Source organism: Ancylobacter pratisalsi (genome assembly GCF_010669125.1).
Taxonomy (GTDB): domain Bacteria; phylum Pseudomonadota; class Alphaproteobacteria; order Rhizobiales; family Xanthobacteraceae; genus Ancylobacter; species Ancylobacter pratisalsi.
Genome location: NZ_CP048630.1, coordinates 1642799 through 1665950 on the forward strand (window position 1 = coordinate 1642799; position 23152 = coordinate 1665950).

At 67.8% G+C, this 23152-nt stretch carries 17 protein-coding genes; 12 read left to right on the forward strand and 5 right to left on the reverse strand.

Going from position 1 to position 23152, the window contains the following annotated elements:
• Nucleotides 1–54: 54 nt before the first annotated feature.
• A complete protein-coding gene (locus tag G3A50_RS07845; RefSeq protein WP_163074718.1) occupies nt 55–1068 on the reverse strand; it encodes a DUF2778 domain-containing protein in 1014 nt (337 codons plus the stop codon).
• Between the two features lie 475 nt (nt 1069–1543).
• Between G3A50_RS07845 and G3A50_RS07850 the strand changes: the two genes are divergently transcribed.
• From G3A50_RS07850 to G3A50_RS07860, 3 genes are all read left to right on the forward strand, one after another.
• Nucleotides 1544–1966, forward strand: coding sequence for an Hsp20/alpha crystallin family protein (locus G3A50_RS07850; RefSeq protein ID WP_163074719.1), 423 nt, complete (start codon nt 1544–1546; stop codon nt 1964–1966).
• Between the two features lie 14 nt (nt 1967–1980).
• Complete coding sequence (gene lon, locus G3A50_RS07855; RefSeq protein ID WP_163074720.1) at nt 1981–4434, forward strand: endopeptidase La; 2454 nt, start codon at nt 1981–1983, stop codon at nt 4432–4434.
• Between the two features lie 240 nt (nt 4435–4674).
• Nucleotides 4675–6108 carry a phospholipase D-like domain-containing protein gene (locus G3A50_RS07860; protein WP_163074721.1) on the forward strand — a complete coding sequence of 478 codons (1434 nt, stop codon included), beginning with the start codon at nt 4675–4677 and terminating at the stop codon, nt 6106–6108.
• Nucleotides 6109–6219: 111 nt separating this feature from the next.
• Here G3A50_RS07860 and G3A50_RS07865 read toward each other — a convergent pair whose 3' ends face one another.
• Nucleotides 6220–7254, reverse strand: coding sequence for a glutamine synthetase beta-grasp domain-containing protein (locus G3A50_RS07865; protein ID WP_163074722.1), 1035 nt, complete (start codon nt 7252–7254; stop codon nt 6220–6222).
• A gap of 456 nt (nt 7255–7710) precedes the next feature.
• Here G3A50_RS07865 and G3A50_RS07870 point away from each other — a divergent pair, with 456 nt between their 5' ends.
• The gene (locus G3A50_RS07870; protein ID WP_163074723.1) at nt 7711–7902 is read left to right on the forward strand and encodes a DUF2735 domain-containing protein; all 192 of its coding nucleotides are present in this window, start codon (nt 7711–7713) and stop codon (nt 7900–7902) included.
• Between the two features lie 112 nt (nt 7903–8014).
• Here G3A50_RS07870 and G3A50_RS07875 read toward each other — a convergent pair whose 3' ends face one another.
• A complete protein-coding gene (locus G3A50_RS07875; protein WP_163077430.1) occupies nt 8015–8944 on the reverse strand; it encodes a glutaminase in 930 nt (309 codons plus the stop codon).
• 113 nt (nt 8945–9057) lie between these two features.
• Nucleotides 9058–12033: an HD domain-containing phosphohydrolase gene (locus tag G3A50_RS07880; protein ID WP_163074724.1), complete on the reverse strand. Its 2976-nt coding sequence runs from the start codon at nt 12031–12033 to the stop codon at nt 9058–9060.
• A 234-nt stretch (nt 12034–12267) separates the two neighbouring features.
• Between G3A50_RS07880 and G3A50_RS07885 the strand changes: the two genes are divergently transcribed.
• The 3 genes from G3A50_RS07885 (at nt 12268) to G3A50_RS07895 (ending at nt 16087) form a co-directional block, all read left to right on the forward strand.
• On the forward strand, nt 12268–13233 hold the full coding sequence (locus G3A50_RS07885; RefSeq protein WP_210255249.1) for a helix-turn-helix transcriptional regulator: 966 nt from the start codon (nt 12268–12270) through the stop codon (nt 13231–13233).
• Between the two features lie 303 nt (nt 13234–13536).
• The gene (locus G3A50_RS07890) at nt 13537–14367 is read left to right on the forward strand and encodes an alpha/beta fold hydrolase (RefSeq protein ID WP_163074726.1); all 831 of its coding nucleotides are present in this window, start codon (nt 13537–13539) and stop codon (nt 14365–14367) included.
• 100 nt (nt 14368–14467) lie between these two features.
• A complete protein-coding gene (locus tag G3A50_RS07895; RefSeq protein WP_163074727.1) occupies nt 14468–16087 on the forward strand; it encodes an MFS transporter in 1620 nt (539 codons plus the stop codon).
• Between the two features lie 55 nt (nt 16088–16142).
• Here the strand turns inward: G3A50_RS07895 and G3A50_RS07900 are convergent, their stop codons facing one another.
• Entirely contained in the window at nt 16143–17039 is an 897-nt protein-coding gene (locus G3A50_RS07900) for a LysR family transcriptional regulator (protein ID WP_163074728.1), read from the reverse strand.
• Between the two features lie 126 nt (nt 17040–17165).
• Between G3A50_RS07900 and phnA the strand changes: the two genes are divergently transcribed.
• Genes phnA through G3A50_RS07925 form a run of 5 tightly spaced genes read left to right on the forward strand, consistent with a single transcriptional unit; the run spans nt 17166 to nt 23147 of the window.
• On the forward strand, nt 17166–18473 hold the full coding sequence (phnA, locus tag G3A50_RS07905) for a phosphonoacetate hydrolase (protein WP_246252226.1): 1308 nt from the start codon (nt 17166–17168) through the stop codon (nt 18471–18473).
• Between the two features lie 3 nt (nt 18474–18476).
• Entirely contained in the window at nt 18477–19778 is a 1302-nt protein-coding gene (locus tag G3A50_RS07910) for an alkaline phosphatase family protein (protein ID WP_163074730.1), read from the forward strand.
• 23 nt (nt 19779–19801) lie between these two features.
• A complete protein-coding gene (locus tag G3A50_RS07915) occupies nt 19802–21361 on the forward strand; it encodes an ABC transporter substrate-binding protein (protein ID WP_163074731.1) in 1560 nt (519 codons plus the stop codon).
• The gene (locus G3A50_RS07920; RefSeq protein ID WP_210255250.1) at nt 21358–22221 is read left to right on the forward strand and encodes an ABC transporter permease; all 864 of its coding nucleotides are present in this window, start codon (nt 21358–21360) and stop codon (nt 22219–22221) included. Before G3A50_RS07915 ends, G3A50_RS07920 begins: the two co-directional genes overlap by 4 nt.
• Nucleotides 22221–23147 carry an ABC transporter permease gene (locus G3A50_RS07925; protein WP_210255251.1) on the forward strand — a complete coding sequence of 309 codons (927 nt, stop codon included), beginning with the start codon at nt 22221–22223 and terminating at the stop codon, nt 23145–23147. The genes G3A50_RS07920 and G3A50_RS07925 overlap by 1 nt, the downstream gene beginning before the upstream one ends.
• Nucleotides 23148–23152 lie beyond the last annotated feature (5 nt).

Genomic DNA, 23152 nt, shown 5'->3' on the forward strand with positions numbered 1-23152 from the left:
ATGGCGGGCCCGCCAGGCCCTCTCCCGGCGAGTGGGTCCGGGAAACGCGTTCGATCAGCTCTTCTTGCCGGTCAGCCAGGACAGCAGCGGGTTGAGCGGCTGGCTTCCCTTCGGCATCTGCTCGACCACGATCAACTCGTTGACCTCGCCCTTCTTGAAGGCGGCCAGGAACGCATCGTAGTCGGCGACCGAAATGCAGCCATTGGAATCCCCGCGCGGCCCCAGCAGGTAGCTGTGCACGAGGAAGCCGTTTCGCCCATACATCTTGCCGTCGCCGATGGGGGTCATGCGCACCGCTTCCACGCCGTGGAACAGCGCCTCGCGCATGGTCAGCTTGTAGCGGTTCGGCGGCGTCGGGCCGAGCATCTTCACCGAGACATGGCGGGGATCGTCGAACCGCTCGCCATAGCCCGAATGCGCTTCCAGCTTCCGCCCGCTGGGCAGATAGAGCTTCCTGGCGCGGATATCATAGACCGCGAACCTGTCGCCGGATGAGGGCAGACGCAGCTCGTTTTCGGCCTCGGGCTTGGTCGCGGCGGGCGGCGCCGGCGGTTCGTCCGGAGCCTCGTCCTCGGGCAGCGGCGGCGGCAGCATCGCCAGATCGACCGCCTTGGCCTTTTTCGGCGGGCTCGGCGCCAGGGTCAGCGTGTCCTCGGGCTCGTCGCCCGGCATCACCCGGCCAGCGAACATGGGCTTGGCCATGGGCAGCGGCACGGCGCTCACGGTCTCCACCGTCGGCTCCGTGACCGGCGGCGGCACCGGGACCGAGGCGACGATCGCGGGACGCGTCGGGATGATGGCCGGATCGAACAGCCAGCCCTCGGGCTGCGGCAGCTCGCCGGAGGAATAGAAATTGCGAATGTCCGTGACCGTGTAGACCGGCCGAAGGGCCGGCGCGTCCTTGACCTTCGCCGTCACCGCGGGCGCGGCCGGCGCGAGCCGCAACTCCGGATCGACGCGCGCTGCGTCCGCCGGCGTGGGCAGGGACGTGCTCGACAGCCACGCCGCCGCGATCGCCATCGCGACGAAGCTGAAAGAGCCGACAAGGAACGTTCCGACGAGGCGCATAGACGTCTCTGCGAGAATGGCGTGACAGGCACGAATACAGTTTTCGCGACGAGGCAGCGCGAGTCTAGCGGCACTCGTCACGTTCGAACAAGCCCCCCTGCCGAAACGTCAGGGTCCCGGAAGGCTGCGGCCTTATCGGCCCAGATTATTGTCATAGTGGGTAACATTTCATTAATGCCCCCGCCAACCCCGGCGTGGGCTCATTGTGAGCATGGCGGCCCTGCGTCGGCGAACCGCGCCGCCGCGGACGCTTTGTCGCGATCGCCGGGCCGCGTGCCGCCGGCGGGCCGTGAGGACGCTGCGTGGCCGCACAAGAGTGCACGGGGCTTTGAGCGGGATCGCCCGCACGCGCATAATGGCCCGCCGGACCGCCGCCTTCGCGTTCGAACGGCGGGAGGGCGGTGGCGGTCTGGCGTGTGACATTTGCGACACTATATCTGCGCCGTGGGTCTCAGGGCCCGCCCAGGAGATTCTCATGAAAAAGACGGACCCCCGCGCGTTTATGTGGTCGGACGCCATCGACATGCTGAACCGCGCCGAACGCATGCAACGGCAGATGTTCCGGCCGGCGGCCGTGCCCGACACCGCCCCGCGACGCCACCGCGCCCCCTGCTGGGAGCCGCCGGTCGACGTGCTGGAAACCGAGCGTGAAATTCTGGTGCTTGCCGCGCTGCCGGGCGTTGATCCCGAGCATATGACGGTGGCGATCCAGAACGGCGTGCTCACCATTGCGGGCGATCGCGTGCTGCCGGCCGAGTTTCACCGCGCCGCCATTCACCGCATGGAGCTGCCGCAGGGCCGCTTCGAGCGCCAGCTCGCGCTGCCGCCCGGTCGTTATGAAGTCGCACATCCACGCGTCGTGAATGGCTGCCTCGCCATCGCGCTGCGCAAGGTTTGAAGGGGGACGGAACCATGACACACCCCGATTTTGAGACATTCGCGCCGCTGCGCATGGCGGATGGCGGCAATGCCGGCGCCGCGCCGGCTACCGACGCCAATGACACCAACATCACCGTGCCGGCGGATCAGATGATCATCCTGCCGGTGCGCAACTTCGTGCTGTTTCCCGGCGTCGTCATGCCGGTCGCGGTCGGCCGCCCGGCGTCCATCGCCGCCGCCCAGCAGGCGGTGCGCGAGGGACGGCCCGTGGGCATTCTCATGCAGCGCGACGCCAGCGTCGAGGAGCCCGGCGCGCCGGACCTGCATCGCATGGGCGTGGTCGCCAACATCCTGCGCTACGTCACCGCGCCGGATGGCACCCATCACCTGGTGTGCCAGGGCGAGCAGCGTTTCCGCGTCGAGGCCTTCAGCCGCGAGAAGCCGTTCATCACCGCGCGGGTGACCCGGATCGAGGAGAGCGGGGAAAGCTCGTCCGACCTCGAAGCGCGCTTCGTGCACCTGCAGGGTCAGGCCGCCGAGGTTCTGGAACTGCTGCCGCAGGTGCCGGCCGAGCTGATGGCGGCCGTGCGCGGGGCCAATTCGCCCTCCGGCCTTGCCGACCTCGTCGGCGCCTATATGGACATCTCGCCCGACGAGAAGCAGGAGCTTCTGGAAACGGTCGACGTCGTCGCGCGCATGAACAAGGTCTCGCGCGTGCTGGCGCATCGCATCGAAGTGCTGCGGCTGTCGCAGGAAATCGGCCGCCAGACCAAGGCCTCGCTGGATGAACGCCAGCGCGAGGTGCTGCTGCGCGAGCAGATGGCCGCGATCCAGAAGCAGCTCGGCGAGGATGAGGGCAACAGCCAGGAGATCGCCGACCTCGAAAAGGCGATCCTCGAGGCCGGCATGCCGGACGATGTGGAGCAGATGGCCCGCAAGGAGCTGGGCCGGCTGCGCCGCATGTCCGATGCCGGGCCGGAATACGGCATGGTGCGCTCCTATCTCGACTGGCTGATCGCCCTGCCCTGGAAGCTGCCCGACGAGGCGCCGATCGATATCGCCGAGGCGCGCAGGATTCTGGACGAGGACCATTTCGGCCTGCCCAAGATCAAGCAGCGCATCATCGAATATCTCGCCGTGCGCAAGCTGGCACCGAACGGCAAGGCCCCGATCCTGTGCTTCGCCGGCCCTCCGGGCGTCGGCAAGACATCGCTCGGCCAGTCGATCGCGCGGGCGCTGGGGCGCAAGTTCATCCGCGTCTCGCTGGGCGGCGTGCACGACGAGGCGGAAATCCGCGGCCATCGGCGCACCTATGTCGGTGCGCTGCCGGGCAACATCATCCAGGGCATCCGCAAGGCGGGCACCCGCGACTGCGTGATGATGCTGGACGAGATCGACAAGATGGGTTCCGGCATTCAGGGTGACCCGTCGGCAGCGATGCTGGAAGTGCTCGATCCCGAGCAGAACGGAACGTTCCGGGACAATTATCTGGGCGTGCCGTTCGACCTGTCGCGCGTGGTGTTCATCGCCACCGCCAACATGCTGGACACCATCCCCGGTCCGCTGCGCGACCGCATGGAGATCATCACCCTGTCGGGCTACACCGACTCGGAGAAGCTCCAGATCGCCAAGCGCTACCTGGTGCGGCGCCAGCTCGAGGCCAATGGCGTCGGCCCCGAACAGGTCGAGGTCGAGGACGGCGCGCTGCAGGCGATCATCCGCGCCTATACGCGCGAGGCTGGTGTGCGCGGTCTGGAACGCGAGATCGGCCGGGCCATCCGCCATGTCGCGGTCGGCATTGCCGAGGGCAGTGTCGCCGAGGCCCGGATCAGCGTCGACGCGCTGCCCGAGCTGCTGGGACCGCCGGTGTTCGAGGACGAAGTGGCGCTGCGTGTGACCATGCCGGGCGTCGCCACAGGCCTGGCATGGACACCGGTCGGCGGCGACATCCTCTTCATCGAGGCGACCAAGCTGCCGGGCCGGGGCGGGCTGATCCTCACCGGACAGCTGGGCGACGTGATGAAGGAGAGCGCGCAGGCGGCGATGAGCCTGGTGAAGAGCCGCGCCAGCGAGCTCGGCATCGACCCGGAGATGCTCGCCAAGACCGACGTGCACGTCCATGTGCCCGCCGGCGCCACGCCGAAGGACGGGCCGAGCGCGGGCGTGGCCATGTTCACCGCCCTGGTCTCGCTGCTCACGGGCCGCACCGTGCGCAAGGACACGGCGATGACCGGCGAGATCTCCCTGCGCGGGCTGGTGCTGCCGGTCGGCGGCATCAAGGAGAAGGTGGTCGCCGCCGCGCGCGCCGGCCTGACACGGGTGATGCTGCCCGCCCGCAACCGCCGCGACTATGAGGACATTCCTCAGGACGCGCGCGACCGGCTGGAGTTCGTCTGGCTGGAGCGGGTGGACGATGCCATCGCCAACGCGCTGGAACCGCTGGAGCCGGCGGATTCCGACACCGCGCCGCTGCGCGCGGCGAGCTGACGCGACCCTGCGGCCCCGGAAAGGACGTTCCGGGGCCGTCTTGCCTTCCCCCTGCCCCTCGACGGCGAGGTGCGGGGATGACGCTGAGCCAAATCGGGGCTAGACCCTTGTGTACCTTCGGACCGGCCGTTTTCGCCGGTTCAGGGGGATGAGGGCTTTGGTTTCAATGACTTGTGCGTATTTACGTAACGGCATTGCAGTGTCGGCGCGGGATGTGCTCAAGCGGCCTCGGGCGGTCACATGAGCAGCTTTTTCTCGCATTACTGGCCACACATCGTTCTGATCGCCAGTACCGGCATCGGCCTGGCGGCGGCCATTCATGCCGCGATGACCAAGGACGACGTGCGCGCCGCGATCGGCTGGGTCGGCGTGATCATGCTCTCGCCGATCCTGGGAGCCCTGCTCTACCTTGTCGCGGGCATCAACCGCATCCGGCAGACCAGCGCCGGCCGCCGGCGCGCCAGCCAGCACCGGCGCCGCAAGCACGAACAGCCGCCGGTCGCCATCGCGCTGTCCCCCAGCCTGTCGGCCATGAAGCGGCTGGGCGATTATGTCGGCACGTTTCCGCTTTCCACGGGCAATGCCGTGCAGCTGCTCGACAGCGGCGACGAGACCTACCCGCAGATGATCGCCGCGATCAACGCGGCCACACGCCATGTCGCGCTGTCGAGCTACATCTTCGACAATGATCCGATCGGCACCGCCGTCGCCGATGCGCTGATCGCCGCGCACCGGCGCGGCGTCGCGGTGCGGGTGCTGATCGACGCCATCGGCGCGCGCTATTCGCGCCCCTCCATCGTGGGGCGGCTGCGCGAGGGTGGGGTGACGACCGAGCTGTTCATGGGCAACCTGATCGGGATGCGGCTGCCCTATGCGAACCTGCGCAGCCACCGCAAGATCCTGATCGTCGACGGCGATCTGGGCTTCACCGGAGGCATGAACATCCGCGCCCAGTTCACCTCCGAATTCGGCGCCGACGACCCTGCGCGCGACACCCATTTCCGCCTTGAGGGGCCGGCGGTCGAGCAGCTGCTCACCGTGTTCTGTCAGGACTGGGCGTTCACCTGCGGCGAGGAACTGGAAGGCCCGGCCTGGGCGGAAGCCCCCGCCGGCCCGCCGCGCGGCCCGGTGGCGGTGCGGGTGGTGCCCTCAGGTCCCGACCACAACCTCGCCAACGCCCACAACATGATCATGGGCGCGCTGTCGATTGCGCAGAACAGCGTGCACATCTGTTCGCCCTATTTCCTGCCGGACCAGCAATTGATCGGCGCACTGACCATTGCCGGGCGGCGCGGCGTCGAGGTCGACGTCGTCATTCCCTCCGCCAACAATCTGAAGCTGGTGGACCACGCCATGACCGCGCAGCTCGACCAGGTGCTGGTGGGAGAGTGCCGGGTGTGGCGGGCGAGGGGCATGTTCGACCATTCCAAGCTGATGGCCGTGGACGGTTGCTGGGCCTATGTCGGCTCGTCCAACCTCGACCCCCGCAGCCTGCGGCTGAACTTCGAGCTCGACCTCGAACTCTACGATCCCGCCATCGCCCGGCAGGTCGAGGCCCGCATCAAGGCCATGGTCGGCTCGGGAAGCGCGGAGACGCTTGCGAGGCTGAAGTCGCTCTCCTTCCTGCAGCGGCTGCGCAACCGCGCGATCTGGCTCGCCTCGCCCTATCTGTGAACCGCGCCACAAAACAAAAAGCCAGCCCCGGTGAAGGGGCTGGCTTGAGGGAGACGGCATGCACAATGTCGTCTCAGGAGCGGTGAGCGGCGGGAGATCCCGCCACCCCGATCAGGCCGCGGCAGACGCCTTGGTCGGGACTTCCGAAATGGTCTTCAGGACCTGCGAGGCGATGGCATAGGGGTCGCCCTGGGAGTTCGGGCGGCGATCCTCGAGATAGCCCTTGTAGTCGTTCTTGATGAACGAGTGCGGGACGCGGATCGAGGCGCCACGATCAGCCACACCGTAGCTGAACTTGTTCCACGGCGCGGTCTCGTGCTTGCCGGTCAGGCGCAGATGGTTGTCCGGGCCGTAGACGGAGATGTGGTCATCGAGGTTCTTCTCGAAGGCCGCCATGAGCGCCTCGAAATACTCCTTGCCGCCCACTTCGCGCAGATAGGCGGTCGAGAAGTTGCAGTGCATGCCCGAGCCGTTCCAGTCGGTGTCGCCGAGCGGCTTGCAGTGGTACTCGATGTCGATGCCGTACTTCTCGGTCAGGCGCTGGAGCAGGTAGCGGGCCATCCACACCTCGTCGGCGGCCTTCTTGGAGCCCTTGCCGAAGATCTGGAATTCCCACTGGCCCTTCGCGACTTCCGCGTTGATGCCTTCGTGGTTGATGCCGGACTCGAGGCAGAGCTCGAGATGCTCCTCGACGATCTCGCGGGCCACGTCGCCGACATTCTTGAAGCCGACGCCGGTGTAGTACGGGCCCTGCGGCGAGGGATAGCCGTGCTCGGGGAAGCCGAGCGGACGACCGTCCTTGTAGAAGAAATATTCCTGCTCGAAGCCGAACCAGGCCCCGTCATCGTCCAGGATGGTGGCGCGCGCATTGGTCGAGTGCGGGGTGACGCCGTCCGGCAGCATCACTTCGCACATCACCAGCACGCCATGCTTGCGGGCCGGGTCGGGGTAGACCGCGACCGGCTTCAGCACGCAGTCGGAGCTGCGGCCCTCGGCCTGCATGGTGGACGAACCGTCAAAGCCCCAAAGGGGGAGTTCCTCGAGCGAGGGGAAGCTGTCGAATTCCTTGATCTGCGTCTTGCCGCGCAGATTGGGGACCGGCGTATAGCCGTCGAGCCAAATATACTCGAGTTTGTACTTCGTCATTGCGTATCTCTCATAGCTTAATGACCGGGCGCCGAGGACCCCTGTCGCTTTGCCGGCCGTGCGAGAAACGGTCGACCGCCAACGGCTGGTGAGACATGCAAGCACGTAGCGTGCCAAAATTCGCTACGAATTCCATCCAATCGCGCGACACTCGCGTTCGGTTGTGCCCGCATGAGGGGCTGACCACGGGCGACGCGGGATGATTCGCCAGCGATCCGTGGCATTTGACAGCCCCATGACACCCGCCGGCCACTGCGGCGTTGCAACACGCGGTGCAACCAAAGGGCCCCCGCAACCGTTGACGAATGGCGGACGATCCCCATATCTGGCAGTGCACAAAAACTAGACGGATTGTGATCCTAAAATAGGCATATTGCGCAAACGCCATGCAGGGTGTGCTATATTGCTTCCATTGCCTGACGCGGGAACGCGCAGGCTCGAGAGGAGTGCCGAGGTATGAACACGAGCTATGAACGCGAGAACGCGAATATTTACGCGTTCCCGGTCGGTGGCCGTGCCGGTCTCGCCGCGCGGCGCGTGGATGGCCGACCGATCGCCGAATTGCCCCCTCGTATCGCCGACGTCGCCTTTGGCGGCAGCTGGTATCACGAGGAAGCCGTACGCGAGGAGCGCTCTCCCAAGCGCTGAATAGCGAGAGCCGCGCGTCGCGCGACGGCTCCATGACGGGTCCCGCAGCAGGGGTCGGGTGGCAAGCCCGGCCCTTTTGCGTTCTGGGCCCGCGCTCCGGGCGGCGCCCCGCTCAGACGCCGAACACCGACCACCCCATTCGCTGCGTCAGCGCCTCCAGCGCGATGCGCCCGAGATGTGAATTGCCGCTGGCATCCAGCCCCGGCGACCACACCGCGATCGAGGCCTTGCCCGGCGCGATGGCCAGAATGCCGCCGCCCACCCCGCTCTTGCCGGGCAGACCGACGCGATAGGCAAACTCTCCCGACCCGTCATAATGACCGCAGGTGAGCATCACCGCGTTGATGCGCCGCGCCCGCTCCGCCGACACCACCGACAGGCCGGTGGCCGGGTTTCGCCCGTTGTGAGCGAGGAAGCGCCCCGCCATCGCCAGCTGACGGCAGGACATGGCGATGGCGCAATGGTGGAAATAGACACCCAGCGTGTAGTCGACCGGGTTCTCCAGCACGTCGAACGATTTCATGTAGTTGGCGAGCGCGCGGTTGCGAAAGCCGGTGCGCTGCTCCGACGCGGCCACCGCCTCGTCGATGAAGATGGAATTGTCCTCGGCAAGAAACTGCATGAAACGCAGAATCTCACCCAGCGCCTCGCGCGGCTGATGGCCGGACAGGATGATGTCCGTCACCGCGATCGCCCCGGCATTGATGAACGGGTTGCGCGGAATGCCGTGCTCGGCCTCAAGCTGGACAATGGAGTTGAACGGGCTGCCGGACGGCTCGCGGCCCACACGCCGCCACACCCGATCCCCCACCTTGCCCAGGGCCAGGGTGAGGGTGAAGGCCTTCGAAATGCTCTGGATCGAGAACGGCATGTCGCAATCGCCGGCGGCGACCATCTCGCCATCCGCCCCCGCGACGGCGATGCCGAAGGCGGCCGGGCTGACGCTGGCGAGCTCGGGAATATAGGTGGCGACGTCGCCACGGTCGGAACGCTCGCGCATTTCCTCGGCGATGTCCCGGACGACGCTTTCAAGATCGGGCACGAGGGTACCTGCTGCTGGGTAGGACGGGTTCGGGCTGCAATAGAGCATGCCAGGCCCCCACCGCCAGTGGGAACCGGCAGGGATCGCCCCGCCAACGCCCCTTCGACGCGCGTTCAGGCCGTGGCCGGCGGCGCGGGGGGGGCGTGCGGCGCGGGGCGTATCGCCAGCACGGCATCGATGTCCGGCTCGTCGATCTGGGCCGGGTCCATGTAGGCCTGGGCATAGTCACGCCACAGCCCGGAGGTGAGAAACAGGTCGAGCAGGTCCGGGTCGAGGTGATTGTCGCGCTTCATCATGCCCATGATGCGGATCGCCTCGCTGAGCGTCTTGGCCTTGCGGTACGGCCGGTCGGCGGCGGTCAGCGCCTCGAACACATCGGCGACCGCCATCATCCGCGCCACGTCGCTCATCTCCTCGCGGTGCAGGCCGCGGGGGTATCCGGCCCCGTCCATATGCTCGTGATGGGCACCGGCATATTCGGGCACCCGCGTGAGCGCGCCCGACAGCGGCAGCGCTTCCAGCATCACGATGGTGCGGGTGATGTGGCGGTTGATCTCATAGCGCTCCTCCGCCGTCAGCGTGCCGCGCGCGATCGAAAGATTGTAGATCTCGCCGAGATTGAGCCGGTTTTCCGGCCGCTTGAGCGCGAAGCCGTGCTCCTTCTCCATGGCATCGAGCTGGTTGGCGAAATGAGGGACGATATGGTGCGGGGCATCCGACAGCAGGGGTTCCGCGACCGGCAGGGTCGGCGCCGGCACGCGGGCGCGCCGCTGGCCCTCGGCCTCGGAAATACCCAGACGGTCGTCCAGCGTGCGGGTCCAGCGCCGGGCGGCGATGCGCTCCAGCCGCTCCACCTTGGCCGGCTCCATGAACTCGCCGCCATGGTTGCATTCGGCGACGAAGGCGAAATCGTCGTCGAGCTCGCGCCAGGTCTGGTCGCGCTGCGCGCGCAGCGCCGCCTCATTGCCGCCCTCGGCCACGCCCTTCCAGTAGGCGGTCGCGGCTTCCGATTTCAAAAGCTCGAACCGCATGCGGATTTCGTGAATGCGGTTGGTGATGGTTTCGAGCTTGGTCGCCTTGTCGATCACATATTCGGCGGTGGTGAGCTTGCCGCAATCATGCAGCCAGCTCGCCACGTCCACCGCCTCCCAGTCGTCGGGCGAGAGGTTGAAATCGGCGAAGGGCCCCTCCTGCCTGTCGCAGGCGGCGCGCGCGAGCGCGTGGGTCAGCACCGGCACGCGCTGGCAATGGCCATTGGTGTAGGGCGACTTGGCGTCGATCGCCTGGGCGATCATGCGGATCACCGCGTCGAGCAGCGCCTTGTTCGACTTGAGCGCTAGCGTGGTCTCGATCGCCACCGCCGCGTTGCCCGACAGCGCGCGGGCGAGATCAAGGCTGGCATCGGAGATCTCGGCCTCGCTCGCGGTGCGGTGGAGGAGGGCCAGCCCGCCTATGGTCTCGTCGCCCCGGTCGAGCAGGGGAATGACGGAACCACGAAACACCTCGCCCTCCCCCAGCGCGATGCCCTCGGTCAGTTTGGCGAGAACGGGATCGGTGCTGCCGTCCTTGGCTTCAAGATGCACCACCGTCCGGAGCGTCAGCGCATTGACCAGCCGACCGCCGAAGCCGTCCGACTGCGCGTTGAGCGGGCCGATGGTGGAGAAGGTCTCGCTCGACTCGCCGGGGCGACGGATGACTCCGGTGAAGGTCTTGCCGCCATCCTCGCTGAGCAGGATCACCCCCGCCTCGGAATGGGTGAGCTTGATAGTCTCCTCCAGCAGGCGCCGGACCAGGCGGTCGGGATCGCGTTCGACCGAGAGGGCGCGGCCGATCTCGATGAAGCGCTGAATGGTCAGCCGTGCGTTGCGGATGGCCCGCGAGAGGATGTCGATCTCGGCAACCGAAGAATAGGTATCGTCGGAGACGTCCTTGAAGTTGAACGACTGGATCGCCTCGGCCTCGCGGGCGATCGCCACCAGCGGCCGGCTGACCGCGCGCGCCGTGAGCCGTATCGCCACCACGACGAACAGGAAGAGCACGAGGCTGATCCAGCCCAGCGTCGCCACCAGGCTCCTTACGCTCGCCATCACCTCGTCATGGGGCATCGCCACCGCCATGCTGAAGGTCCATGGCCCGCTCGAGAGCGGCGCCATGTGCACCATCCAGCGGCGTCCCTGTTCGCTGAAGGTCGTCGCCTGCGGACCATCGGGATGCGCCCGCACGGCGGCGAGCATGAACGGCACCACGGCGGGCACCGCCTCGCTGGAGCCGCGAAAGGCACGCGCCGAGCTGCGGTCGGCGGAGGGCTCGGCTGCTGCCGGGCTGCTGGACGCGATGACCCTGCCCTCATGGTCGGCGATGAGGATCTCTGAGGACGGCGTGCTCTTCATCCGTTTCAGTTCGCGCGAGAGGTCCGCGAGGCTGAGATCAATGCCCACCACGCCGCGCTGGCTGGCCAGCCGGTGCGCGATGGTGACGCCGGTCTCCGAGGTCGCGAAGAAGCGGTAGGGCGCTGTGAGGATCGTGCCACCCTCTTCCATCGCCGCGCGATACCAGCCGCGCTGGCGAGGATCGAAGCTGAAGTCGGGCCAGTCGAGCGTGCCAACATTGCGCAACGCGCCGTCAAGGAAGAGGAACTTGACCCGAACCCCGTCCGGTTCGTTGCGGATGCTCTGCAACATGTAGGCGGCATCCTCGCCGGCGCCGAGGTTGCGGCGGGCGACGTCGGACGTCAGGTGTCGCAGAAGCAGGAAGTCGCCATTGTCGTAGCCGACATAAATGGCCGAGGTGTAGGACATCCGATCCATGACGATGCGGAACCGCTCGATAAGCGGTCCGCGATCTTCCACCCCCGGCACGCCGACCTCGGGATCGGTCGCGAAGAGCTGCGTCAGCATGTCGAGGCTGTTGAAGCTCTTGTCGATGTGCGAGCGGCTCTCGCCGGCCATGCGATCGAAAAGCGTGGAGGTCGCGCCCTCGAGAATCGCCGCCGCGCGGTTGTTCACGAAGAACACGATACCAGCAAGGGCGATCATGACCGTGACACCGAAGACAAGTGCCAAATGGGTGTCGAGGCGCCTCTTGGCCATGGGCGGGCGACCTCCTCCGGAAACTCTTCGCTGCGGGACGGAACCGGAATAGTTCAAGTTAGCGACTAAGTTAAAAGTAATTCAAGAACGAATCGTTTCAACCAACCGTCAGGCGAGCGTGACGCGGGCGGGCTGCATTCGACTTCAGACGGGGATGCGAACGCGAGTGAAACGTGCGATTTCTATCGTGCACGATTGACAATCGACCCATGAGCGCCCTGCGATGACGTCACCATGCAGCCACCGGCCGGCCGCGAACGGGATGATGCGGACCACGCCATGAATGTCGTGACGCCGCCCATCACCACCCGTGCGGCGAAACTCCTAGCCGCGCCCCCGCCGAAACAAGACGGGCTGGGTTGCGCGCGGCAAGCGCTCGACTGCGACCAGACGCTGGGCGGGCCCGGCTTCACCCTCCACCGCAAGAGGCATGGCGGCGCGCAGCTAAGCCAGATCGAAACGCCGGCGAGCCGCCGTGGACTGCTGGTCGGCGTCGCGCTCGCCCCCGGGCACAGCCGCCGGATCTTTCGTGGCAACCGCTCGTCCACCTACCGGTTCGACGAGGGCGCCTGCTATGTGCGGTCCTTCTCCGACGTTTACCGCGCCGATGTCGAGACCGGGTTCGACTTCTTCCTGCTGGAGCTTTCGCAGACGGCTCTCGACCGGACCTTCGCCGAGCTGGACCTGCCCCAGGCCGAAGGGCTGGAGTGCGTGCCGGGGGAAAGGGACCCGATGCTGGCGTGCCTTGCCCGCGCGCTGTTGCCCTCGCTCGATCCCGCCCACCACGCCTCGCCGCTCTTCGTGGAGCAGGTGGTGTGCGCGATGCAGACCCATCTTGCCGCGCGCCATCACGGCAAGCGCCCGCGCGAGGGGCGGCGCCTCGCGCCCGCTCAGGTTTCGCGCGCCAAGGAAATGCTGCTGGCGGACGCAGAGGGCACGGTGCTGATCGCCGACATCGCGGACGCCTGCGGCATCTCGCGAAGCCACTTCATTCGCGGTTTTCGCGAGGCCACCGGCGCCACGCCCCATCAATGGCTCTTGGTGCAGCGTATCGAGCGGGCGCTGGTGCTGCTCATCGCCTCGCGCCTGCCGCTCGCCGAGATCGCCGCGCAGTGCGGCTTTTCCGACCAGAGCCACATGACCCGCCTGCTGACGCGCCTGACCGGCGCATCGCCCGGCATCTGGCGCAGCCACCACTGATGACGGCCGCCCCGGGCGCGAGATGGGGCAGGTGCCGAGGGCACTTTCGTTCAAGACAGAAAGATCGCACACGATACAAAAAGCCGCGGTTTCGGACATCCTTCGGGACGACGGCATGAGACCGCCATCGCCACACCCGGTACCGGAGTTGGGCTTCCGCCAATTCCCGGATTCCGGCACGATCCTGCGTCCGGTGCGCCGTCGGATCGCCGCGTCCGATCCCGGCGTGCCCTTCTGCTGGTTCTCAGCACCAAAGGTTCGCCGCGCCTAACGCTTGTCCCCTTTATGCGAAGGAAACCTCCCATGCCCAGCATCACCACAACGGACGGTATCGAGATCTTCTACAAGGACTGGGGTCCGAAGGACGCCACACCCGTGGTCTTCCACCATGGCTGGCCGCTGTCCTCAGACGATTGGGACGCCCAGATGCTGTTCTTCCTGGCCAAGGGCTACCGCGTCGTCGCCCATGACCGGCGCGGCCACGGCCGCTCGACCCAGGTGTGGGACGGCCACGACATGGACCACTACGCCGCCGACGTGGCGGCCGTGGTCGAGCATCTCGACCTCAAGGGAACGATCAATATCGGCCACTCCACGGGCGGGGGCGAAGCGCTCCACTATGCGGTCTCGCATGGCAAGGGCCGGGTGGCGAAGCTGGTGCTGATCGGCGCGGTGCCGCCGCTGATGCTGAAGACCGAGGCCAATCCCGGCGGCCTGCCGATCGAGGTGTTCGACGGCTTCCGCGCCGCGCTCGCCGCCAACCGCGCGCAGTTCTTCATCGATGTGCCCGCCGGGCCGTTCTACGGCTTCAACCGGCCCCGCGCGACGCTGTCGCAGGGGATCATCGACAACTGGTGGCGGCAGGGCATGATGGGCGGCGCCAAGGCCCATTACGACGGCATCAAGGCATTCTCGGAAACCGATTTTACCGAGGACCTGAAGGCGGTCGACGTGCCAACCCTGATCATGCATGGCGACGACGACCAGATCGTGCCCTTCGCCGATTCCGCGCCGCTCTCGGCCAAGCTTGTCAAAGGCAGCGTGCTCAAGGTCTATAATGGCTTTCCGCACGGCATGTGCACCACCCATGCCGATGTGATCAACGCCGATCTGCTCGACTTCATCGAGGGCTGAACCCGCGCCCCCGGACCTCGCAGTTATCCGCCCGCAAGGTCCGGGGGCGCAACCGTCACGCACCGGCGGGGCCAACCTGCCGCCGCCCGGAGATTGCGCCGTGACCGACAGCCCCGCCGCGCCCGCGCCGCCCCCCTCACCCGCGCCTCGGCCCGGCAGCTTCGAACCGCTGCGCCATCCGGTCTTCGCGGTGCTTTGGGCGGCAACGGTGCTGGGCAATACCGGCACCTTCATGCGCGATGTCGCCAGCGGCTGGCTGGTGACCGACCTTTCCGCCTCGCCGGCGGCGGTGGCCGCGATCCAGGCCGCCGGCATGATGCCGATCTTCCTGCTGGCCATACCCGCCGGCGTGCTCTCCGACATTCTCGACCGCCGCCGCTTCCTGATCGCGGTCCAGATTCTGCTCGGCGTGGTCAGTGCCGTGCTGATGCTGCTCGCCGCCGGCGGGCTCATGACGGTCTCGTCGCTGATCATGCTGACCTTCCTGGGCGGCATCGGCGCGGCGCTGGTGGGGCCGACCTGGCAGTCGATCGTGCCCGAACTGGTGCCGCGCACCGAACTGCGGAGCGCGGTGGCGCTCAATTCGCTCGGCATCAACATCTCACGCGCCATCGGTCCGGCGACCGGCGGGGCGCTGCTGACCGCCTTCGGGGCCGCCGTCACCTATGGTGTGGACGTTGCCAGCTATGCCGTCGTGGTCGCGGCACTGCTGTGGTGGAAACGTCCCAAGGCCGCCGATGACGCCCTTGGCGAGCGCTTCGGCGGGGCCTTCCGCGCCGGGCTGCGCTATGCCCGCTCCAGCCGCGAACTGCATGTGGTGCTGGCGCGCGCGGCCATCTTCTTCGCCTTCGCCAGCGCCATCTGGGCCCTTCTGCCGCTCGTCGCCCGCGACCTGCTGAAGGGGGACGCGGCGTTTTACGGCCTGCTGCTGGGCTCGGTCGGCGCCGGCGCGATCATCGGCGCGGTACTGATGCCGAAACTGCGGAGCCGGCTCGATACCGACTGCATGATGCTTGTGGCGGCGCTGCTCACCGGGCTCACCACCGCCGCGCTGGCTCTTTCCCCGCCGAAATGGGCGGGGGTGCCGATCCTCATCGTGATGGGCGGCGCCTGGATCATCGCGCTCACGACGCTGAACGCCACCGCGCAATCCATCCTGCCGAACTGGGTGCGCGGGCGGGCGCTCGCCGTCTACCTCACCGTGTTCAACGGCGCCATGGCCTGCGGGAGCCTCGGCTGGGGCTTCCTGGCGCAGGAAATCGGCCTGTCGCGCACGCTGCTGGCCTCGGCAGCCGGGCTGATCCTGGTCGGACTGGTGGGAAGCCGGCTCAGGCTCCCGGAGGGCGAGGCGGACCTCACACCTTCAAACCATTGGCCGGAGCCGATCCTCGCCGAGGCGGTCGAGGGCGATCGCGGGCCCGTGCTGGTGCTCATCGAATATCGTGTCGCGCGGGAGGATCGCGCGGCATTTCTCGCCACGCTCGGACGGCTCTCCGTCGCCAGACGGCGCGACGGCGCCTCCAGCTGGGGCGTGAGCGAGGACGCCGCGGAACCGGAGATCCTGGTGGAGTGGTTCATGGTCGAATCCTGGGCCGAGCATCTGCGCCAGCACAAGCGGGTCTCGCGGGCCGATGCAGAAATTCAGGCCGAGGTGCGGCGCTTCCATCGCGGCCCGGAGGCACCGGCCGTGCGCCATCTGCTCTCGGTTCCGGGGCGCTGAGCCCGCCGGAACGACGGGGTGGCGGAAGACGGGGTGGTGGAACACGGGCGGGCCCTCATCGCGCCGCCGCCTGCTGCTCCGCCCACGCACTGAAGGCAGCGGCAAGCGCCGCCTTCTCCCCCGCCGGCGCATAGCCTAGCCGGTACTCCGGCCCCTGGACGCGCAGCCCGGCAAAGGGTTCGACGAGATCGCCACGCTCCACCAGATCGCCCACCACCTCGATCGGCGCGGCGAGGACGCCCTGCCCGGCCAGCGCGGCCTCCAGCGCGATGTAGAAATGGCCGAAGCGCGCCGCCCCGGAACCGAGATCGGCGGGAAGGTCGGCCGCGACCAGCCAGCGCGCCAGCTCTCCCGGACGGGTGACCGCCTCCAGCAGCCGCACACCCGCCAGTGCCATGGGTCCCGCCGCCGGGCCGGAGGCGAGCCTGGCCGCGAGATCGGGCCGCGCCAGCAGGCCGATCTCCTCGCGCAGCAAAGTGACGCTGCGCAGATCGCCCTGTAGCGCCTCGCCACGCCGGATCACCACATCGAAGGGAATGCCGGACCAGTCCTCGCCGGTGTGGATCGGGCGCACCCGCACATCGACATCACCCATCCGGGCCTGGAAATCGGGCAGGCGCGGCATCAACCAGCGCATGGCGAAGGTGGCCGGGGCGATGACCTCCAGCACCTCGGGCGCCGCCTGCGGGGCAAAGGCCTGCGCTGCGGAGGCGATGAGGTCCAGCCCTGCGCCTGTCGAGCGGGCGAGCTGGGCGGCGGCGGGGGTTACCACCATGTGCCGGCGGTTGCTCTCAAAAAGCGGGGTGCCGAACCACGCTTCGATGGTCGCGAGCTGCTTGCTGACCGCGCTGTGCGTGACGCCCAGCTCCTCCGCCGCCGCCGTGACCGACCCGATCCGGGCCACCGCCTCGAATGCCACAAGCGCTTTCAGCGGGGGAAGGATACGTCGCATGCCGCTGTTCCATATACTCACACAGTGACGGAACTAATATCGCTTTACTCACACACAAGATACTCAATAATAAACACTACAGCAACAACCACGATAAACACGCAAAACGGCAATAATACACGCCGCATGCGACAGTTTAATTACGAAAGTGTCGAGATGGACATGGCATTGCCCGGCGCCGGCGCGCCGCGCGAGGACGGGGTCGTACGCAACGACGTCGTCGTGAACGAGCGTCGCTACCGCAAACCCGTGCGCACCACTGTCGTGGTGTGCTTCGACGGCTGCGACCCCGGCTATATCGAAGCCGCCACGCGGGCCGGGATGACGCCGACGCTTGACCGGATGCGGCGCGAGGGGTTCGACGCGCTGGCGGATGCCGCGATGCCGACCTTCACCAACCCGAACAATGTGTCCATCGTCTGCGGCGCGCCGCCCGCCGTGCATGGCGTGGCCGGCAATTTCTACCTCGACCGGGCGACCGGCGAGACGGTGATGATGCTGGACGCCGCGCTGATGCGGGCGCCGACCATTCTCGCCGGGCTGGCGGGCATCGGCAGCCGTGTCGCCGTGGTGACCGCCAAGGACAAGCTGCGCAAGGCGCTGGCCTTCGAGCTGACCGGCATCGCCTTCTCCGCCGAGCGGGCCGAGGGAACCAGCCTCGAAGAGCATGGCATCGACAATGCCGCCGGATTTCTCGGACTGGCCAAGCCCGACCAGTATTCGGCCGAGCTCTCGCTCTATGTGCTCGACGCGGGCATCAAGCTGATCGAGGCCGACCGGGCGGATGTGCTCTATCTCTCGCTGTCCGACTATGTGCAGCATAAGCACGCCCCGGAAGCCCCGGAGGCGCTGGCCTTCATGGGCAAGGTCGATGCGCGCCTCGCCCGGATGATCGCGCTCGGCGCGGTGGTGGGCGTGACCGCCGACCACGGCATGAGCGACATGGCCGGTGCTGACGGGGCACCGCGCGTGACCTATCTCGGCGATGTGCTCGACACAGCGTTCGGCGCCGGGGCGACGCGGGTGATCTGCCCGATCACCGACCCCTTCGTGCGCCATCACGGCGCGCTTGGCGGCTTCGTGCGGGTGCATGTGCTGAAGGACGGCATCGACCCGGAGGCGGTACGTGCCATCGTCGCGGCACAGCCCGGCGTCGAACTGGTGCTCTCCGGCGCCGAGGCCGCGCGACGTTTCGAGATGCCGGAAGACCGCGAGGCGGATTTCGTGGCGATCGGGGCGGCGGGCACCGCACTCGGGGCGCGGGCCAGCGATCACGATGTCGGCCAGCTCGCGGGCGAGCGTCTGCGTTCCCATGGCAGCCTGTCCGAACAGCGCGTGCCGTTCATCCTTTCCCACCCCCTGACCGGCGCGGCGGACACTGCCCGCCTGCGCAACTTCGACATTTTCGACTTCGCGCTGAACCGGGTGGAGTGAGCCATGCGCCGCACCGTCATCGTCATTCTCGATGGGCTCCGCCGTGATTTCGTCGATGCGAGCCGCACGCCGGCGCTCGCGGCACTCAGGGAGCGCGGCGAGTACTTCGCCGGCTACCGTTCGGCTTTTCCGTCGGCGACGCGCGTGGTCTCGTCGACCCTGGCCACCGGCTGCTGGCCGGCGCGGCACGGGCTCGCCGGCAACACGATGGCGCTGATCGAGGACGGACGGCTGGTGCGCCACGACGCCGGGCATCCGGACTTCCTGCAGTGGAAGCGGCAGGTGACCGGCACCTCGCTCGCCGTACCGACGCTGGCCGAGCGAGTGGCACGGCACGGCGGCGCGATGATCTTCAACAACGTCTCGCCCGGCGCGGCCTATGCCCATGATCCCGACGGGTTTGGGCGGGTCTATCACCGCGCCGGCTCCTTCGGACCGGGGCGGGTGCCGCTCGCGGACGGCCTCGACGTGACGCTCGACGCGGCGGGGGACGCAGCGATGACGGCGCGCTTCATTCAGGAGGCGCTGGCGCCCGGCGGACCGGCACTCGCGGTGCTGTGGATGGGCGAGCCCGACCACATCCAGCACAACACCGCGCTCGGCTCGCCCGAACATCTCGCGGTGTTGAAGGCGGCCGACGCCAATCTCGCCCGCGTCGTCGCGGCGGTGGACGCCCTGCGCGAGGCCGGAGACGACGTACTGCTGATCGCCGGCTCCGACCATGGCCATGAAAGCGTCAGCGGCATTATCGACATCGAGCTGGAACTGGTTGGCGCCGGGCTGAAGGACGACCTTCATTCCGATGACGTCGTTGTCTGCTCCAACGGCACCTCGGCCCTGATCTATCTCGCGGGCACAGAGGAGGCCCGGCGCGACAGGCTCGGTGACTTTCTCACATCCCGTCCCTGGGCCGGTGCCGTTTTCGGTGCCGGAGATCTCGCGGCGCTCGGCCAGTCACCGACAGGCGGTCTTGCCTTCGCGGTCTCGATGAAGGGCGATGCCACCCCGAACGCCTATGGCGTGCCCGGCTCCTGCCTGGCCGCCCGCCCGCAGGGGGCCAAGGCCGACCGGCTCGGCTTCGGCCAGCATGGCGGCCTGAACGCCCATGAACAGGCACCGGTGCTGATCGTGGACGGCGCCGGCTTCATTGATGGCGGGGTGCGCGAGACGCCCGCGCGGATCATCGATATCGCGCCAACCGTGCTCACCCATCTCGGCCTGCCGGCCGGCGGCATGGACGGCGCGGCCCTCCAGGTTCCCGCCGTGCCGCGCATCGCCCCGCGCGCCGCTCTCACACTCACCTAGCTCCACTGCCCGGAGATTTGCCGATGACCACGCTAAACCTCAGCCGCCGCAGCTTCCTCGCCGGCACCGCCGTCGCCGGTTTGGCCGGTTCCCTCACCGGTCTTCTGCCGCAGAGCGCGCGCGCCGCGGATGCCCCCGCACGCGGCGGCGTGCTGCGCTACGCCACGCTCGGTCTCGACACCGCCGATCCGCACCGCCATACCGGCTCCATCGCCGTGCAGCAGATCTATGCCGAGGCCCTGACCTCGATCAGCGACGATGGCTCGGTCGAGCCATTCCTCGCCGAGAGCTTCGCCATCTCGCCGGACGGCAAGACCTACACCTTCACGCTGCGCGACGGCGTGACGTTTCACAATGGCGAGGTGATGAACGCCGACGACGTGGTGGCCAACATCACCCGCGTGAAGGAGAAGGTGAAGGGCGGCTGGCTGGCCTCCGCCATGAAACTGGTCGATGACGTGAAGGCGGCTGACGCGAAGACCGTCGTCATCACCATGCGCGAGCCCTATGCCCCGCTGGTGAATCTGATGAGCGAACTGTGGATCCTCTCGCCCAGATCGCCGGGCTGGGACGAGACCATCACCACCCCGATCGGCACCGGCCCGTTCATGTTCGGCGAATGGCAGCCCAAGGTGAAGCTGACCGCACCCGCCAACACCGCCTACTGGCGCAAGGGCATGCCCTACCTCGCGGCCATCGAGGCGGACCTGCGCGATGGCGCCGACCGCCAGCTCGCCCTGCGCGCCGGCGAGATTGATATCGCCAACGTGCCCGCCGACATCGCCAAGCAGCTGGCTGGCGATCCGAACCTGCGCGTCTCCCAGCTGAAGGACGCCGGCTGGTACTTCGTCGCCTTCAACAACCGCAAACCCCGCGCGCCCTTCGACGACGTGCGCGTGCGCCAGGCGCTGACCTACGCCATCGACAAGGCCGCGTTCATCAACTTCGCCTCGGCGGGCACCGGCGTGGTGTCCAACCAGATGGTCGGCCCCGGGAACGTCTATTTCGACGAGGCCCTGTTCAAGGCCGACCCGCATGCGACGGCGGATCTCGACAAGGCGAAGGCGCTGCTGAAGGAGGCCGGCGTCGACCCCACCAAGGAGACCATCGAATTCGTCTCCTGGCAGGAGAACTATCCGCAGGTCGTGGTGCAGATGGTGCGCAAGCTCGGCTTCAAGGTGAACCATGTCGCGCTGGACGACATCGGCACGCAGAAGCGGCTGGGCCAGTATGACTGGGACATGAACTGCATGAGCTCGGGCCCGCGCGCCGACGTGTTCCTGCGCTATGTCCGCATGATGAGCGACGGCCCGAACCCGGTGCTGTGGGGCGGCATCCAGGATGACGCCTACGACGCGCTGGTGAAGAAGGCCGTGGCCGAGACCGACCTCGCGACCCGCCGCCAGCTCTATCTCGACGCCTGGAAGCTGGTGATGGACAAGTATTATGTCGTCGCCCTCGGCCTCGATGCCGACCAGATCGTCATCCGCAAGGACGTCGAGGGTTACGAGCCGGGCTTCACCTGGTCGCCCAACCGCGCCGATGGCGGCGTCGCCCAGACCTGGCTCGCGGGCCGGTCGTGACCCTCGCCCTCCCCACGGAGGCGCGCGAGAGGGTGCGGCGCGGGCCGCCCCCGCGCACCGCGATCGCTGCCATCGTGCTGGCGCTTATCCTGGCGCTGGCGCTCGCCGCGCCTCTGATCGCGCCGTTCGATCCGCTCGATCAGGACCTGATGGCGCTGAACCAGCCGCCCGGCCCGGTTCACTGGCTCGGCACCGACCATATGGGGCGCGACGTGTTCTCGCGCCTCGTCATGGGCGCGCGCACCACGCTCGAGGTCGGCTTCGGCGGCGCCCTCGTCGCCTTCGTGCTGGGCGGCGGGCTGGGGCTGGTCGCGCTTTCCTTCGGGCGCTGGGCCGAGCGCGGCATGTTCGCCGCCATCGATCTGGTGCGGGCGCTGCCCGATGTGCTGCTCGCGCTGCTGCTGATCGTGGCGCTGGGTGCGGGCGCGGGGCCGGTGGTGATCGCGCTCGGCATCGCCTTCGCGCCGTTCTTCGCCTATGTCGCCCGCGCCATCTTCCACCGCGAGGCGGCGAAGGACTATGTCGCCGCCGCCCGGCTGTTCGGCGGGGGAAGGCTGCATGTGCTGCGCCTGCATCTGGCGCCGAACCTTGCCGGCGGGCTCGTCACCCAGGCCGCGATCCTGTTGCCGCGCTGCGTTGTGACCGAATCGGTGCTCAGCTTCCTCGGGCTCGGCTCCTCGCCCGACGAGCCGACCTGGGGCCGCATGGTCGCCGATGCCAGCCACTATATCGAGATCTCACCGCACGCGATCCTCGCGCCGGTGCTCGCCATCATCCTGCTCACGCTCTCGCTGTCCATCCTTGGCGAAGCGGTGCGCCGCGCGCTCGACCCTCTGCGCGAAACGGCGAGAGAACCGTGATGAACGCCGCCGCGCTGCGCCGTCTGGCGCCCGTCTTCCTCACCCTTGCGCGCATGGTGGCACAGGCCGCGGGCATCGTGATCATCGTGTTCCTGCTCGCCCGCCTCATTCCCGGCGACGCGGTCGACGTGAAGGGGCTGGAGGGAGACCTGACGACTTTCCAGCAGATCGCGCTGCGCCATGAGCTGGGGCTCGACCGGCCGATCCCCGAGCAGATGGCGGCCTGGAGCTGGCACGCGCTGCAGGGGGATTTCGGCCAGTCCATCCGCTTCGGGCGCCCGGTGTCGGGCATGCTGGCGACCGCCGTGCCGGTAACCCTGCTGTTCACCGGCCTCAGCTTCGCCTTCGGGCTGCTGCTCGCCGGCGGCATCGCCATCGGCGCGGTGACGACCGGCAGCGGGACGCTGCGCGCACTGGTGGATCTGTTCAACGTCTGGTCGATCGCGCTTCCCACCTTCTGCGTCGGCGTGGTCGGCATCCTGGTGTTCTCGATCTGGTTGCACTGGCTGCCGGTCATCGGCTCGATGATCCTTCCGGTGATCATTATCGGCATCGACAGCGCGGGACTGATCGTGAAGCCGCTCTATGAGGAATTGCGGGAGGCGGCGACCTCGGCCCATGTGCGCACCGCGCGGGCCAAGGGACTCTCGCGCTGGCGGGTGACGCTGCGCCACCTGCTGCCCACCGCCGTGCCGGTGACGCTCGCGCTCTCGGGCCTTGTGCTGACCAGCCTGGTCGCGGGAACCCTCACGCTCGAAGTGCTGTTCGGCCTTCCCGGCATCGGCAGCCTGATGCTGAACGCCATCCAGGGCCGCGACTATCCCGTGATCCAGGCGACCATCGTGGTGGTGGCGGTGACGCTGGTGGTGGTCAACGCGGCCACCGACCTACTGCACCGCCTGATCGACCCCCGAATGTCCCCGTGAGAATG